The sequence below is a fragment of the Nostocoides sp. genome (assembly GCF_037045025.1).
Classification (GTDB): domain Bacteria; phylum Actinomycetota; class Actinomycetes; order Actinomycetales; family Dermatophilaceae; genus Nostocoides_A.
Genome location: NZ_JBAOHM010000011.1, coordinates 187,468 through 202,768 on the forward strand (window position 1 = coordinate 187,468; position 15,301 = coordinate 202,768).

Annotated in this window: 16 protein-coding genes and 2 pseudogenes; 14 read left to right on the top strand and 4 right to left on the bottom strand. The window is 70.5% G+C overall.

Going from position 1 to position 15,301, the window contains the following annotated elements:
* The first annotated feature begins 30 nt into the window (after window positions 1–30).
* From V9G19_RS11965 to V9G19_RS11985, 5 genes and pseudogenes are all read left to right on the top strand, one after another.
* Window positions 31–588, top strand: a complete 558-nt coding sequence (locus V9G19_RS11965) for a DinB family protein (RefSeq protein WP_462285647.1) — start codon at window positions 31–33, stop codon at window positions 586–588.
* Between the two features lie 6 nt (window positions 589–594).
* Entirely contained in the window at window positions 595–1,245 is a 651-nt protein-coding gene (locus V9G19_RS11970) for a LysE family translocator (protein WP_462285648.1), read from the top strand.
* A 189-nt stretch (window positions 1,246–1,434) separates the two neighbouring features.
* Window positions 1,435–1,503 (top strand): annotated as a pseudogene (locus V9G19_RS11975) (RCC1-like domain-containing protein); the annotation flags it as partial.
* A gap of 85 nt (window positions 1,504–1,588) precedes the next feature.
* Window positions 1,589–1,735, top strand: a pseudogene (locus tag V9G19_RS11980) (hypothetical protein); the annotation flags it as partial.
* A 73-nt stretch (window positions 1,736–1,808) separates the two neighbouring features.
* Window positions 1,809–2,294, top strand: coding sequence for an RCC1 domain-containing protein (locus V9G19_RS11985; protein WP_462285649.1), 486 nt, complete (start codon window positions 1,809–1,811; stop codon window positions 2,292–2,294).
* Between the two features lie 119 nt (window positions 2,295–2,413).
* Here V9G19_RS11985 and V9G19_RS11990 read toward each other — a convergent pair whose 3' ends face one another.
* A complete protein-coding gene (locus V9G19_RS11990) occupies window positions 2,414–5,008 on the bottom strand; it encodes a CHAT domain-containing protein (RefSeq protein ID WP_462285650.1) in 2,595 nt (864 codons plus the stop codon).
* Window positions 5,009–5,080: 72 nt separating this feature from the next.
* Complete coding sequence (locus V9G19_RS11995; RefSeq protein WP_462285651.1) at window positions 5,081–5,596, bottom strand: hypothetical protein; 516 nt, start codon at window positions 5,594–5,596, stop codon at window positions 5,081–5,083.
* Between the two features lie 77 nt (window positions 5,597–5,673).
* Between V9G19_RS11995 and V9G19_RS12000 the strand changes: the two genes are divergently transcribed.
* Window positions 5,674–6,516, top strand: coding sequence for an HAD family hydrolase (locus tag V9G19_RS12000; RefSeq protein ID WP_462285652.1), 843 nt, complete (start codon window positions 5,674–5,676; stop codon window positions 6,514–6,516).
* A complete protein-coding gene (locus V9G19_RS12005; RefSeq protein WP_462285653.1) occupies window positions 6,509–7,306 on the top strand; it encodes a TrmH family RNA methyltransferase in 798 nt (265 codons plus the stop codon). The genes V9G19_RS12000 and V9G19_RS12005 overlap by 8 nt, the downstream gene beginning before the upstream one ends.
* 1 nt (window position 7,307) lies before the next feature.
* Here V9G19_RS12005 and V9G19_RS12010 read toward each other — a convergent pair whose 3' ends face one another.
* Entirely contained in the window at window positions 7,308–7,943 is a 636-nt protein-coding gene (locus V9G19_RS12010; RefSeq protein ID WP_462285654.1) for a VOC family protein, read from the bottom strand.
* 88 nt (window positions 7,944–8,031) lie between these two features.
* Window positions 8,032–9,444: an adenylosuccinate lyase gene (gene purB, locus V9G19_RS12015; RefSeq protein WP_462285655.1), complete on the bottom strand. Its 1,413-nt coding sequence runs from the start codon at window positions 9,442–9,444 to the stop codon at window positions 8,032–8,034.
* 147 nt (window positions 9,445–9,591) lie between these two features.
* Between purB and V9G19_RS12020 the strand changes: the two genes are divergently transcribed.
* The 7 genes from V9G19_RS12020 to V9G19_RS12050 all read left to right on the top strand — a co-directional run bounded on the left by V9G19_RS12020 (window position 9,592) and on the right by V9G19_RS12050 (window position 15,301).
* On the top strand, window positions 9,592–10,233 hold the full coding sequence (locus V9G19_RS12020) for a VOC family protein (RefSeq protein ID WP_462285656.1): 642 nt from the start codon (window positions 9,592–9,594) through the stop codon (window positions 10,231–10,233).
* Window positions 10,234–10,471: 238 nt separating this feature from the next.
* Window positions 10,472–10,957: an SRPBCC family protein gene (locus V9G19_RS12025; protein ID WP_462285657.1), complete on the top strand. Its 486-nt coding sequence runs from the start codon at window positions 10,472–10,474 to the stop codon at window positions 10,955–10,957.
* A 148-nt stretch (window positions 10,958–11,105) separates the two neighbouring features.
* Complete coding sequence (locus tag V9G19_RS12030; protein ID WP_462285658.1) at window positions 11,106–11,585, top strand: N-acetyltransferase family protein; 480 nt, start codon at window positions 11,106–11,108, stop codon at window positions 11,583–11,585.
* Complete coding sequence (locus tag V9G19_RS12035) at window positions 11,582–12,010, top strand: Rrf2 family transcriptional regulator (RefSeq protein WP_462285659.1); 429 nt, start codon at window positions 11,582–11,584, stop codon at window positions 12,008–12,010. The genes V9G19_RS12030 and V9G19_RS12035 overlap by 4 nt, the downstream gene beginning before the upstream one ends.
* A gap of 141 nt (window positions 12,011–12,151) precedes the next feature.
* Complete coding sequence (gene had / locus V9G19_RS12040; RefSeq protein WP_462285660.1) at window positions 12,152–13,192, top strand: 6-hydroxycyclohex-1-ene-1-carbonyl-CoA dehydrogenase; 1,041 nt, start codon at window positions 12,152–12,154, stop codon at window positions 13,190–13,192.
* Between the two features lie 178 nt (window positions 13,193–13,370).
* On the top strand, window positions 13,371–14,507 hold the full coding sequence (gene oah, locus V9G19_RS12045; RefSeq protein ID WP_462285661.1) for a 6-oxocyclohex-1-ene-1-carbonyl-CoA hydratase: 1,137 nt from the start codon (window positions 13,371–13,373) through the stop codon (window positions 14,505–14,507).
* Complete coding sequence (locus V9G19_RS12050) at window positions 14,507–15,301, top strand: cyclohexa-1,5-dienecarbonyl-CoA hydratase (RefSeq protein WP_462285662.1); 795 nt, start codon at window positions 14,507–14,509, stop codon at window positions 15,299–15,301. Before oah ends, V9G19_RS12050 begins: the two co-directional genes overlap by 1 nt.

The window sequence follows — 15,301 nt, forward strand, 5'->3', positions numbered from 1 at the left end:
ATCAGCGGGGCGGGAACGGCATACGGCAGCATGGCAGTTGTGACCGACCAGACCGACCGCGAGACGCCCGCGGCACCCCAGCCGGACGACAAGGACTGGACCTGGGTCCTGGACCGGGCCTGCCCCGAATGTGGCCTCGCTGCGGGCGCCATCGCGCCCGCCGACCTCGCCGGCGCGATCGCGCAGGCGACGCTGCCGTGGGCGGCGATCCTCGCCCGCCCGGACGCCGCCCGGCGTCCCGCGCCGAAGGTGTGGTCGCCGCTGGAATACGGCTGCCACATCCGGGACGTATGCCGCATCTTCACCACCCGCGCCCGCGCCATCCTCGACGAGGACGACCCGTTGTTCGCGAACTGGGACCAGGACCGCTCGGCGCTGACCGGCCGCTATTGGGCCCAGGACCCCGTTGTCGTCGCTGGCGACCTCGCCGCCGCGGCCGAGCGGCTCACGCAGACGTATGCCGCCGTCCCCGACGGGGCCTGGGAACGTCCCGGCCGCCGCAGCAACGGCTCGGTGTTCACCCTGCATACCCTCGGGCAGTACCTCGTGCACGACCTCGTGCACCACCTGTGGGACGTTCGGGCCTAAGCAGCGATGCCCGCATTCAACCTGTGGCTGGGGTTCCTCCTGGCGTGCGTGATCATCGTTGCCATCCCCGGGCCGAGCCTGCTCTTCGTCATCGGCCGGGCGCTTGCCGAGGGCAAGCGGGTCGCCCTGTTGTCGGTGCTCGGCAATGCCAGCGGCATCCTGGTCCAAATCGTGGCGATCGCGCTGGGACTGGGGCCGCTCGTCGCGGCGAGCGCGACGGCATACGGGCTGTTGAAGCTCGCCGGGGCGGCCTATCTGCTCTGGCTCGGGATCCAGGGGATCCGCCATCGCGGCGGGGCCGAGCGGGTGCTCGCCGGCGTGGAACGGCCGCGCCGGCGCGCGCGGCACGCCCTGCGCGACGGTTTCCTCGTCGGCGTGACTAACCCCAAGACGATCGTGTTCTTCGTCGCCTTGTTGCCGCAGTTCGTCAACCGGTCGGGGCCGGTCGCCGCGCAGATGATCGTCCTCGGGTTGACCTTCTTTGCGGTCGCGGTGACCAGCGACAGCATGGTCGCGCTGGCCGCGGGGTCGGCGCGAGACTGGTTTGCCCGCTCTCCGGCCCGGCTGCGGCGGATGGAGGTTGCCGGCGGGGCAATGATGATCCTGCTCGGGGTCGTGCTGGTCTTCACCGGCCGTCCGGAGCCCGCGGCGGCCTAAGCGGCGTCGCGTTCTGACCGGGCCTATTTCGCCATTCTGCCGACGCGGGTCGATCGCTCCACCTAGCGTGACGGCAGCCGATCCGAAGGGAGCTTTCCATGCGCCGCGCGCCGACGGGGCGTGGGTGCTGTGTCTTCTTCACCGGCCGCGGCCGGTGCGACACTCGCCGCGGGGACGGCCCTGCGCCAGGTGGCCGCTGGCCGCACGCACACGTGCGCGGTCACCACGGCGGGGGCAGCCGTGTGTTGGGGGGACAATTCCGCGGGCCAACTCGGCAGATGGGACCCGGACGACCAGAACCAAACCCGTGGCCGTTCTCGGCCTCGGGTCCGATGTCTTGTCGGTGACGGCCGGACACCTCACCTCCTGCGCGGTCCTCGAAGACGGCCGCGCGAAGTGCTGGGGTGCCAACGGGTTCGGCCAACTCGGTGACGGGACGACGATCGACCGCGTGCGCCCGATCGCGGTCCGGGGGATCCGGGTCCGCTCGATTTCCGCCGGTCTCGGAGCACGGCCTCGGCGCGGGTGTCACGGCGATCTCGGCCGGATTCGAGAACTCGTGCGTGCTGACCAGCCGCTGCGGGGTGCGCTGCTGGGGCTATCACGCGTTCGGCGCCATCGGAGACGGGACCACTACCAACCGCCCGACCCCGGCCCGTGTCGTCGGTCTGCAATCGGGCGTCGTCGCGATCTCGGCCGGTGGATTGTTCGCGTGCGCCGTCAATGCTAACGGGGTCGCGAAATGCTGGGGCTTCAACGGCAGCGGCCAGGTCGGGGACGGCAGCACCGTCAACCGGCTCGTTCCGGCGCAGGTGCGCGGCCTGCGGTCGCAGGTCGCGGCAGTGACAGCGTCGAACGACCACATTCGCGCCCGCATGACCGATGGCTCACTCCGGTGCTGGGGTAGCAACACGCACGGGGAACTCGGCGACGGCACCCGGACCGACCGGCACACGCCGGTGGCGGAAAGGACCCGGTCGGCACGGTTGTCGCGCGCCAAAACGTACCAACACGGTCCTCTCGACCCGGCCGGACCTACCCACCGGTAGCCCGTCGTCCGGCGCCCAGCATCGGTCCAGCCACCACGCCACTCACCGAACTCTTCGGATCAGTGGCCCGGGCCGGCTGCGCCGGCCACAGTGGAGGCGGGAAGAGAGAACTCTTCGAGTCAGAAAGCCAGCCGGGAGCCGAATGCCGCGAACACGCCGGCCAGCTCGTCGGTGCTGGTGATGGCCTCGGCCAGGGCCTCGTCCGTGGGCGCGCCGTCGGCGAGCCGGCGGTGATAGCGCGTCATGACTGCGGCGGCGAGGTCGTCTGGGACAGCGGTATGCGCGGCGACGACGCAAGCCGCCCCCAGGGCCAGCAGGGTCGCCGCGAACCCGAGCGCCTCCTCGCCTGGACGGGGGGTGGCGCGGCCGACCTCGCAGGCCGCCAGGACGACGTGCCGGGCGCTCACGCCCCGGGCTTGCAACTCGTGGGCGAAGAGTGGCCCGTCGGCGAGTTCGAGGTGGGAGAAGAGCGGGCTGCGCGGCTCGTGGTGCCCGTGCGCGGCGATGTGCACCAGGTCGCAACGCGCAACTGCGGTCAGCACCTCGGCCCGGGTGCTCAACCGGTCGGGGGCCACTCCGCGTCGGCGCCAGGCGGCACGGACGGCCGCCCGTTCCACGTCAGCGGCGGCGCCCAGTCCCGGGCCAGCCACGAGCGCCATCGCCGGAATGGCCGGATCGGCCGACCGGGCAGGATCATCTCCTCGCGTGCGCAGGTAGCTGGTCACCGACCGCGCGACGGTCACGGGACGACCGGCGAGCGAGGGCAGCAGCGCCCACGGCAGACCGCTGATCGGCCGCGTCGGAACGACCACCAGCCGCAGGTCGCTCCTGCGCACCTCGGCGAGCAAGGCCGCGTCCAGTTCGGCAAGTTCGGCGGCCAGCGAATCCCGCACCGCACCCGCGAGCGGGCTGCGTGGCTGGGTGAGGGCGGCGCGCAGGTCGGCGTGGACGCGGCGGACGAGTTCCACTGCCCGGTCGGCGGGAAGGCACGGGACCACACGCGCGCCTCCCGAGGAGACGACCAGGACCGCGATCGCATCGTCGACGCGCAGGAAGCTGCACAGGTCGGCGCCGTCGCTGTCCAGCCGCTCCCGGGCCTCGCGGAAGGGCAGCACCGGCACGCCGGCGCTGGTGCCCTCGGCGTGAAGTGACCAGTCCCGCAGCCGGATTTCCCGCTCGATCGCGGCGATCTCGGCCCGTATGCTGCCCGCGGCGCTCGCACTCCCGGCCCCGGCGAGCTGAGCGCGCGCCCCGCGCAGCCGGGCGACCAGTTCCGCCGTGCGCGGGTCGTCCGGCGGCCGCACCGCCGCGAGGTTCGCGGTCGCCGCCCGCCAGCGCTCGGTGGCGGAGTAGACCGCGCCGGGTCCCGACGCCACCGCCTGCTCCAGATCAAGGTCGATCAGCGGCTCGGTGTGCAGCGCTCGCGCGGTGCCCAGGTCGAGGCTGACGATCCGGGACTGCTCCCTGGTCAGTTCGTCGGCGGCTCGACGTAGCTCCCGTCGCGCCCGCGTCTGCTCACCACGGGCCAGGGCGCTGGCCGCCCGGATGCGCCGCCACCGCAGCCGGTCGCTCAACGATGCAGCGGCGGGCACCCGCGGGCGATGGAGCAGCGTCTCCGCGGCGGCCGGTTCGGCGGCCAGGGTGGCCTCGGCGACCAGCAGATGCGCGGGTAGCTCGAGGTCGCTGCGGGTGCGCAGCGCCCGCCGGGCGATCGCCGCGGCCGCGTGCCGGATCAGCGCCGGCTCCTCGCCGAGCGCGAACCGGGCGGCCAGGCCCGCGAGCCGGGCCGGATCCCCCTGCGGCCCGGCTGCCTGCCTGCCGAGATGCTCCTCGGCGGCCAGGGCCGCGGCATACGCCTCCTGGTGCCGGCCGGCAAGCCGCAAGGCCTGGGAGAGCGTGGTCTCGATCTGCGCGACGATGAGGTTTTGTCCGGCGGCCAAGCTCTCGGGGACGGCGGCAGCGAGGACCTCGATCGCCTCCTCGACCAGGCCCGCCTCCAAGAGAACCTTGCCCTGGTCGAGGCGGCCCGGCCCCCGGGTGACCGTGACCTCCATCGCGTCGGCGCGGGCCATCGTCGCCAGCGCCCGGGGCAGGTCGCCGGAGAGGTAGGCGAGGGTGCCGGAGTTGTAGGTCGCCATGAAATGCTCGGTCGGGTAGCGCTCGAGCGTCGCCAGCGCCAGCAATTGCTCGTTGTCGGCGGCGGCCGCGCTGTGGTTGCCCAGATGGGCGTGCAGCAGGGCCCGGTTGAGCAGCACGATGATGAGGTCCTGCTCGGTCAGCAGGTGTTGGACGGGGCGCAGCGCCTGCATCTCGGCCAGCGCGTCCCGCAGCCGCCCGACATTGGCCAGCAAGACGGCGCGCTGGCGTGCGATGAGGGCGTGCAGGTGTGGTTGGTCCGGGCCGGCGATGGTGCTCGCCTCGTCGAGCAGGGCCAGGCCGTGGCGCAGTTTTCCCGCGGTCACGTCGACGAAGGCGAGCCCGATGCGCGCGCGCACGGCGAGTTCGCGGTGCTCAGCCACTTGCGTCTCGGTCGGCGTCATGTCGGCCAGGCGCGCCAGCAGCTCGGCGTAGTCGTGCTCGGCCGGGGCGTGCCGGCCGGCGTTGTTGTGGGCGAGGGCGCGTTCGCGCAGTTCCCACAGCTCGGGCAGGGCGCGCGAAGGCGCCGCGACGGCCGGCGCCGGGGGCGCGGTGGGCGGGTGCGGCGGGCCGGACACAGGTGGCCCTTCCTGGATGATGCGGTCAGCTCGCCCGGCAGCGTAGCGCCTCCCCGCCGCCGGGCGCTGCAGTCAGGGTCTCGCGGCGTCCCCGTCGCGTTCGAGCCCAAGCGGTATCGGCGCGGACAGCAGGGTGTGCCGCGGCTCGGCCACGCGGACGAGGAAGACATGCCGGCCCGGCCGCAGCCCCTCCAACACGAACCGGCCGAACTCGTCGGCGGTCGTGTGCGCCGCCGGGTCCAGAGTTTGCAGGAGGAGGGGGTCGGGATCGGCATACGCACCGATCTCGGCGCCGGGGCGGGTGGCCCAGCCGTCCAGCCGCACGGTGCCGTCGGGCAGTGGGGAGGGCGCAATCAGGACGCTCACGGCCGAACTGGTGAGGGTGACCGCCGCGCCGGGCAGCGTGCGGTCGCGCACCGCCAGCAGGTCTGCATCGACGATCTGGGCGAGTTCGGCCTCGAGGCCGGCCACCGCGATGGCGAACTTGGCATCCTCGGCCAGACTCACCGGCACCGGATCGAGATCGTCGAAGAGATCGTGAAGCTCCAGCAGCAGGCGCTCGTCACTCGGCTCGGATCGTGCACCCATGTCAACCCCCTTGCCGACCAACCCCGATGGATCCACGATAGCGGCCGGGTTTGCGGCGCAGCGGATAACGTTCGGGTGTGCATCCGGCCCACCTCGTCGCCCTCGACATCGACGGGACCACGATCACCCACACCGGAGACCTGCGCGACCCGGTCCGAGATGCCGTGGCTCGCGCAGCCGCGGCGGGGCATCACCTCGTGCTCGCCACCGGCCGCACCGTCCTCGGCACGCTGCCGATCCTCGATCGGCTGAACCTGCGCAGTGGGTATGCCGTCTGCTCCAATGGCGCCGTCACGGTCGCCCTCGACCCGGGTCACCCGAGCGGCTACGACATCATCGAGGCGGTGACCTTCGACCCGGCGCCTGCGCTGGAGTTGTTGCGGGACGCCTGGCCCGATGCCGTGGTCGCCGTCGAAGACCTCGGGGTCGGGTTCAAGGTGAGCGCGCCCTTCCCCGATGCGCTCGACGGGGTCGTCACGGTCGTCCCGTGGGAGGAACTGATGGCGGCGCCGGTCACCCGGCTGACCTTCCGCAGCGCGACCGGGACGAGCGAGGACTTCCTCCGGCTGGCGCACCGGATCGGGTTGCACGAGATGAACTACGCGGTCGGCTTCTCGGCCTGGCTCGACATCAACCCCGAGGGCGTCTCCAAGGGGTCCGCCTTGGAACATGTCCGCCGCCGCCTCGGGGTGGACGCGCACCACACCGTCGCCGTCGGGGATCAGCGCAATGACATCGAGATGCTCCGGTGGGCCCGGCGCGGCGTGGCGATGGGCAACGCCCCCGCGGAGGTCCAGGACGTCGCCGACGAGGTGACCGGCACGGTCGAGGAGGACGGGCTGGCCCAGGTGCTCGACTCCCTTCCGGGGATCCTCCACGACGCGATCCGCGGCGGGGCAGGAGCGTCCGGACATGCCTGACCTGCTCATCACCTCACCGGCCAATCCCCGCCTGAAGCAGGTCATTGCGCTACGCACGCGCCGCGGCCGCACGGCGAGCGGACTGACCTGCGTGGAGGGGCGCGACGAGCTCGCGCTGGCCTTAGGTGCGGGCGTGCTCCCGCGCACGCTCTTCCACTGCGCCGAACTGATGGCTCCCGGCGGCGGTTCGGTGGTGGACGACGTCCGGACGCGGGGCGCCGAGACCGTCGCCCTCGGGCGGGCGGCATTCGAGAAGGTGGCCTATCGAGAGGGTCCCGACGGTTTCCTCGCCGTGGTGGCCAGCCCCGGCATAGCGCTCGGCGACCTCGAGGTGGCCGCGGGCGGGCTGATCCTGATCGCCCAGGCGATCGAGAAGCCCGGCAACCTCGGGGCGATGCTGCGGACCGCCGACGCCGCGGGGGTCGCCGCCGTCATCGCCGCCGATCCGGTCACCGACTGGGGCAACCCCAACGTCATCCGGGCGAGCAAGGGGACGGTCTTTTCGGTCCCGGTGGCCAGCGCGGATACGGCCACCACACTGACCTGGCTCGCCGAGCGCCGCTATGTCCTCGTCGCCACGACACCGGCGACCGAGCTGCTGCACACCCAGGCCGAGCTGACCGGCTCGATTGCCGTCGCTGTGGGCGCCGAGAAGTGGGGCCTGGACGCGGCGATGCTGGCCGCCGCGACGATCCGGGTGCGGATCCCGATGGCGGGTCGCGCCGACTCGCTCAACGCCGCGACCTCGGCCGCGATCGTCCTGTATGAGGCAATCCGCCAGCGCGGCTGACTCAGATCGTGACCCTGCCGTCGGGAGTGTTGAACGTGACCGCCATCAGCCCCGGCGTGCCGTGCGGCGCGACGAACGTGAAGTGGATGACCGAGGAGGTCGTCTCGGCGGGCAGGCCGAGCCAGTCCTTGACCCGCTCGGGGTCGCCGCCGATCTCCAACGACTCGATCGTGACCTCGGTGTGGGCCTCATCGGACGGGTGCGGGCTGTCGGCTTCCCACTCGACAAAGAACGGCAACTGCGGATCGGACTGCAGGCCCCGGACCCCGAGCTGGCGCCACCGGAATTCGCGCCCGTCGGCGGTGCGCCGGTTGCCGTCAACCGCCGAGCGGCCGATCCGACGCTCGAGGCCGGCCAGGTCGTCCACCCGCACGACCCAGCCGATCCAGCCGCCGCCCATCTCGCTGCGGGCACGGACTGCCTGACCGAAGGGCGCCTTGTCGGCGGCCGGGTGGTCGAGGACCTCGACCACCTCGAGATAACGCTCGTGCGCCAACGGCAAAATGACATTGCGCGTGCCGAATCTCGCGTGAATCCCGCCCTCGACCGGCTCGACCCCGAGTTCGGCTGCCAGGCGCTCGGCCGTCGCCTGCAGGCCGTCGCGCTCTGCGGCATAGGAAACGTGATCCACGCGCATGGGCTCATCGTGGCACACCCCAAGGGGTGCTCATGACCACGGTCCGCCACCGCCAGACCGGTGGAACCGTTTTCGCGAGCAGGAGGTTTCAGTCGTCGAGGTGGTCGACCAGGCGCGGCGCCAGACCGACGTATGCCGCCGGGCTCAGCTCCCGCAGCCGGCTCGCCGCCTCGGGGGGCAGGCCGAGCCCGTCGACGAAGGCGCGCAGCTCGGCCGCGCCGATCCGGCGTCCGCGGGTCAGCTCCTTGAGCCGCTCATAAGGGTTGGCCATCCCCGGGATCCCTTGGGCGGCAAGGGCTCTCATCACGGACTGGATGGGCTCGGCGAGCACCTCCCAGTTCGCGTCGAGATCGACGGCCATGACCTCGGGGGCCACGTCCAGCCCGGCGAGACCACGCGAGACGTTGTCGAGCGCGAGCAGCGAATGCCCGAGCGCGGTCCCGATGTTGCGCTGCATCGAGGAGTCGGACAGGTCGCGTTGCAGGCGCGAGGAGACCAGCGTCGCGGCGAGGACGTCGAGCAGGGCATTGCTCACCTCGAGGTTGGCCTCGGCGTTCTCGAAGCGAATCGGGTTGACCTTGTGCGGCATCGTGCTCGACCCGATCGTCCCCTGCCCCCGCACCTGGGCGAAGTAGCCGAGCGAGATGTAGCTCCAGACGTCCGTGCAGAGGTTGTGCAGGATCCGGTTGAACCGGGCCAGATCGGCATACAGCTCGGCCTGCCAGTCGTGGCTCTCGATCTGGGTCGTCAATGGATTCCACGTCAGGCCGAGACTCTCGACGAAGGCCCGGCTGATCGCCTCCCAGCCGGCGTCCGGAACCGCGGCCAGATGGGCTCCATAGGTGCCGGTCGCGCCGTTGAACTTGCCGAGATATTCCGCGTTCTCGATGCGGCGCAGTTGCCGACGCAGCCGCCAGGCGATGACGGCTAGCTCCTTGCCCATTGTCGTCGGGGTGGCCGGTTGCCCGTGCGTATGCGCGAGCAGTGGCACCGCGCGCAGTTCCCGGGCCATCGCCTCCAGCTGGCCCAGGACGGCGCTCGCTTTGGGTAGCCACACCGAGGTGATCGCACCGCGCACCATCAGGGCATAGGACAGGTTGTTGACGTCCTCGGAGGTCGCGCCGAAGTGAATGAGCTCGGTCAGCGGGTCGTCGGCGGCACGTCCCGGGAGCGCGGCGAACCGCTCCTTGAGGAAATACTCGACCGCCTTGACATCGTGCTGCGTCGTCGCCTCGATCCGGGCGAGCGCCGTAATCTCCTGCGGCCCAAAGCTTTCCGGTATGCCGCGCAGCGCCGCCTGCTCTTGCGCGCTGAGCACCCCAACACCGGAGATAACACTGTTATCGGTCAGGTAGATCAGCCATTCAATCTCTACCCGGATGCGCTCGCGGTTGAGCGCCGGCTCGGAAAGATGGTCGACCAGGGGGGCAATGGCGTCGCGATAACGGCCGTCGAGGGTGCCGAGGGCGATCGGGGGCTCGGCTCCGGCGAGGGAGAACATGCCGCCAGTCTCCCGCACGCCCACGCGGGGATCGCGGCGGCGTCCACCGGATGAATGCCGCATGACCTATCTGGTCTCGAGCGGCGGCGCGTACCACGATGGGACGCCGCGCGGCCGGCCGGGCCGCTCGGCACCAAACCGGAGGGTATGCCGATGCCCTCGGTGTGGACGACCTACATCGCGGCTGACTCCGCCGACGCGATCGCCGAGGAGGTCACGGCCGCAGGTGGGACCAACCAGATGCCGCCCTTCGACGTGGGCGACGTCGGCCGGATGGTCATCGCCAATGACCCGATCGGTGCCGCCTTCGGGGTGTGGCAGGCCAAGGGGCACAATGGTGCCGGGGTCTTCAACGAGGACGGTGCCTACTGCTGGAACGAATTGCACACGCTCGACTATGAGGCGGCGAAAGCGTTCTACGGCAAGGTCTTCGGCTACACCTTCACCGAGATCGGTGACGGCGAGAACTTCGCCTACTCGACGTTCTCCATCGACCGCGGCGGGGCCGAGTCCTCGATCGGCGGGATCAACGACGAGACCATGATGGGCGGCGCCGAGATGTCCTATTGGCTGACCTGGTTCCAGGTCGCCGACTGTGACGCCGCCACGACCAAGGCTGCCGAGCTCGGTGCCACGGTGATGACCGGACCGGACGACAGCGCGTTCGGACGGATGTCGGTTGTCACCGGGCCGCAGGGCGAGGTCTTCGGGCTGATCGACCCGACGACGACCCTGGCTGTGGAGGACACCGTGGTCGAGGACTCGGCCACGGAAACCGACTTGGAGTAACCAGCACGTCTGCCGGTCGCAGCTCGCGAGGCATTTCGGCGGTTTTGTCTATGGGGTGGTCACCCCATCGACAGCAGCGCAAGTCCGGCCCACAATAGCTGCCACGGGAGCCGCGGTGATGACGGCGAGCGGGGGCGCGTTCGTCATCACCGCGGCAATTTCATGCTCGTTTCTGCCGCCGGTGCCGGTGGCGGGCATGGTGGCCGGGTGAGCTGGTGGATGGGGTTCAATTGCCGACATGAGCGTCGCCGCGCGTCCACTTGCCGCCACGATCGAGATCGCCGCACCTGCGGAGGCGGTGTGGGCGGTGGTCTCCGATGTGCGGCGCACCGGGGAGTGGTCACCCGAGTGCCGCAAGGTGCTTGCTCGAGGGCCCGTGAGCGAGGGCTCGCGGATCGTGGGGCTCAACCGGCGGGGCCTGATCGTCTGGCCGACCACGGCCAAGGTGGTCCGGTGCGAGCCGGGCAAGGCGATCGCCTGGCGGGTCACCGAGAACGGCACGACCTGGTCCTACGAGCTGGAACCCTCGGCGACTGGCACCCGGCTGACCGAGCGGCGCGAGGCGAGCGCCGGCGTCACGCGCCTGTCCGCGACGTTCACCGCAGCTCTGCTGGGCGGCAATGACGAGCACTCCGACGAACTGGAGCAGGGCATGCGGGCGGGATTGGCGACGATCAAGCAGATCGTCGAAGCGCGGCAACCGGGGCACGCCGGAACCTGGTGATTCGGCGATGGCCGATGGGTCGGTGAACCCATCGACGCAACCGGATGTGCGCGAGAGCATCGTCTCGTGGGGTGAGAGACGTGCGCAGAGGCGGTGCTGCCGAGGGCCGCCGCCGCTGCTGCCCTCCCCCGTCGATTAGCCTGCCCCCATGCCGGATGCCGTGACCGCTGACCCCATTCGGGTGCGTACTGCCCGGGAGGACGACATCGCGGCGATCGTGGCGATGTTCCCCGCAGCCGAGGGCTTCGACGACGCCTATTGGCGGGGCCGGTTGCGCGCGTGCACCGAGGAGCCCGACAAGCGATTCTTCCTGGCCGCCGAACATGACGGTCGCTGCGTTGGCGCAATCCTGGGCGAGGTCCGTGCGCTCGAATTCCGATCGCGACCGTCGGGCAATCTGTTCGCCACCGTCACCTCACCCGAGTCGCGCGAGGCGGGTATCGGCAGTGTGTTGTTCGAGGCCCTATGCGACCGGTTCACCGCGGCTGGGGTCGATGTCGTGCGGGCGATGGTCCGCAAGGACGAGGCGCTGGACATGGCGTTCCTGCGCAGTCAGGGGATGACGGCCGGACCGTTCGTCCAGATGCAGATGCGGTTGCCGCGTCACGGGATGCGCGAGTCCGAGTGAAGCTGCAGACCGCCACCCGCCTCGGGGTGTATGCCGTGCTCGACCTCGCGGCGTCGCCGTTGCAGGCGCGCTCGGTCACCGAGATCGCCGAGCGCCGGGGCGTCTCGGTCAACCACCTGTCCAAGGTCATGCGGACGCTCGCTGCGGCGGGCCTGGTCGAGGGCGCCCGGGGCGTGGGAGGCGGCTATCGCTTCGTCGGCAACGCCAAGCGACTCACCCTGCTCGAGGTGATCGAGCTCTTCGAAGATCCGGTCGGTGAGTCGAGTCGCATCCTCGACGCGCAATTGCCGGACGTGCCGGTTCTCGATCAGATCCTCCGGGAGATCGACGATGTGACCCGGCTCACGCTAGACTCGATAAGCATCGCGACGATGATCCGGTTATCTGCGGAATTGGTTGTCCGACAAGAGAATAACGTCCAATAGCGAGGGCTGCGCGCGCGACAGAGCGGTCGGATCGAGCGGTTGACGCTAAATAGGTATAGCGGTACCGTTTTAGGCAGTGGCTCCCCGTCACATCGTGATCGCGATAGAGATGGAGGTGCGGATATGGGGCATCGCTGGCAGATGACAAGCCCAAGCGCTCCCCTTGAGCGGACCGAGATGGACGTGGTCGCTCCGCCCGCGGGTCACGTGGTCGTGGAGGTGGCCGGCTGCGGCATTTGTCATACCGACCTCGGCTATCTCTTCGACGGAGTCCGCACCAACCAGGCGCTGCCGCTCGTCCTCGGGCACGAAATCAGCGGCCGCGTCGTCGGCACCGCTGCGGATACGGCGGACTGGCAAGGACGGGCCGTTCTCGTCTGTGCGGTGATCCCGTGCGGCCGGTGCGAGACCTGTGCTCGGGGACGGAGCACGATCTGTCCCGATCAGCAAATGCCGGGCAACGACATCGACGGCGGGTTCGCCACCCACGTCACGGTGCCCACGTCGGGGCTGTGCCCCATCGACGAGGACCGCCTCGCCGCGGTGGGACTCGACCTCGCCGACATCGCGGTCATCGCCGACGCCTTCACCACTCCCTATCAGGCAGTGGTCCAGGCCGAGGTCGCTGTCGGCGACGTCGCCGTGGTCATCGGCGCCGGCGGCGTCGGCTCCGGGTGCGTGCAGATCGCCGCCGCCATGGGCGCCGCCGTGGTCGCCATCGACGTCGACGACGCCAAGTTGGCGGTGGTGGCCAATCACGGTGCGGCGCTGACCGTGAACTCGCGCGAGCAGGACCCGCGCGGACTCAAGCGCCAGATCGCGGCGTTCGCGGCCGAACGGGGCCTGCGCTCGCGCGAATGGACGATCTTCGAGTGCTCGGGCACCGCGGCCGGGCAGTCGACCGCCTGGGGACTTCTCGTCCACGGCGCCACCCTCGCCGTGGTGGGATTCACGATGGACAAGGTGGAGATCCGCCTGTCCAACCTCATGGCCTTGCACGCCCGGGCCCTCGGCAATTGGGGTTGCCCGCCAGAGCTCTACCCCGCCGTCGTCGATCTGGTCCTCGACGGGCGGGTCGCCATATCGCCGTTCATCGAGCGTCACTCGCTCGAGGACATCAACGACGTCCTGACCGCCGTGCACGAGCGCCGCATCACGCGGCGGGCGATCGTCGTTCCCTAGCCGGGGTCCCCCTGCCGGGGGCACCGACTCGTCATCAACGCGCCGGCACCGGTTGCGTCACCGCTGCCATCGGGCAGGTCCGTCTCGTCGACAACGGCTCCCGTGGCACCGCCCCACCCGGCTGCTCGTCGCCCTTCCTGCCACCCCGCTCCACCACGCCCTCTTGGAGGTTCCCGCAATGCGTCCCGACACCCAGGCACTCGTTTCCGCCGGAGCACCGGTCGATCTGGCGGATCACAACGTCGCGCCCTTCCTCGACGGGTTGGGGGTGCTTTATGAGAAGCGTCCGCTGCTCGACGGCGACGGCGCGCCGGTCGAGGGCCTCTACAACGCCTGGATCACGTTGGACAACCCGTCCCAGTTCAACTCCTACACAACGGACATGGTCAAGCAGGTGATCCTCGGCTTCCGCGCCGCATCGAACGCACGCGACGTGGTCGCCGTGGTCTTCACCGGAGCCGGTGACAAGGCCTTTTGCACCGGCGGCAACACCAAGGAATACGCCGAGTATTACGCGGGCAACCCGCAGGAATACAAGCAGTACATGCGGCTCTTCAACGACATGGTCAGCTCGATCCTCGGCTGCGACAAGCCGGTCGTCTGCCGTGTCAACGGCATGCGCATCGGCGGCGGCCAGGAGATCGGGATGGCCTGCGACTTCTCCGTCGCCTCCGATCTGGCCCGCTTCGGCCAGGCCGGCCCCAAGCACGGCTCGGCCCCGATCGGCGGCGCCACGGACTTTCTGCCCGTGCTCGTCGGGGTCGAACGGGCGATGGAGTCGATCGTCTTGTGCAAGCCGTGGTCGGCCCACCGGGCCCTGCGCGAGGGGCTGATCACCGACGTCGTCCCGGCCTTGCGGGTCGACGGTGAGTGGGTGCCCAACCCGCTGGTGTGGACCGACCGGATGCTCGACGACCGCGGCCGGATCATCCATGGCGACTCCAAGGCCGGCGCCGATCTCGATGCCGCCAAGCAGGTCATGGCCTCCGGGACGGTCGACCTCAGCCTGCTCGACGCCGCGGTCGAGCAGCTGTGCACCGAGTTGTCCCTCACCTTCCCCGACTGCACCAACAAGACGGTCTTCGAGATCCGCAAGCCCAAGCTGATCGCCTGGAACGCCAACAAGGAGAACTCGCGCGACTGGCTGGCGCTGAACATGATGACCGAGGCCCGCACCGGCTTCCGCGCCTTCAACGAGGGCACCAAGGCCGACCGCGAGACCGACTTCATCGGCCTGCGGCAGGCACTCGCCGCCGGTATGCCATGGACCGAGAACCTCATCGAGTCCGTCCTTCCCGGCAAGGGGACGGCCTGATGACCACCTCGAGCCGGGAGGGCGCCCCGCCCGCCTCGGTGGACGTCTGGCACGACCGCGACGACCGGGTCGTGCGCGTCCGGCTCGCCCGCCCAAAGGCCAACGTGCTCGATGCCGACATGGTCGCCCAGCTGCGCGAGGCATTCGGAGTCGTCGCGAGGGACGGGCACGTCAAGGCGGTCGTGCTCGACGCCGCCGGCCCGCACTTCAGTTTCGGCGCCAGCATCGAAGAGCACCTCCCCGACGCGGTAGCCGGGATGCTCGCCGGCTTCCACGCCCTCATCCTGGAGATGCTGGCCTGCCCGGTGCCGGTGCTGGTCGCCGTTCGCGGCAACTGCCTCGGCGGCGGCCTCGAGCTGGCCAGCGCCGGCACCCTCCTGTTTGCCGCACCCGACGCCCGGCTCGGCCAACCCGAGATCCTGCTCGGCGTCTTCGCGCCGGTCGCCAGCTGCATCCTCCCCGAACGGATGGGTCAGCAGGCCGCCGACGAGCTGCTGCTCTCGGGGGCACACATCGCCGCCGACGACGGGCTCCGGCTCGGGCTGGTCGCCGCCGTCGCCGACGACCCCGAAGCCGCCGCCCTGGCGTGGTATGACACCCACCTCGCCGGGAAGTCCGCGGCGGCGCTGCGCCTGGCGGTCACCGCCGCGCGCGGCCCGTTCGTCGACCGCATCCGTGCCCGCCTCACCGAGGTGGAGCACCTCTACCTCACTGACCTGATGTCAACCCACGACGCTCTCGAAGGCCTCACCGCCTTCCTGGAGAAGCGTCCCGCCCAATGGAAGGACGGCTGA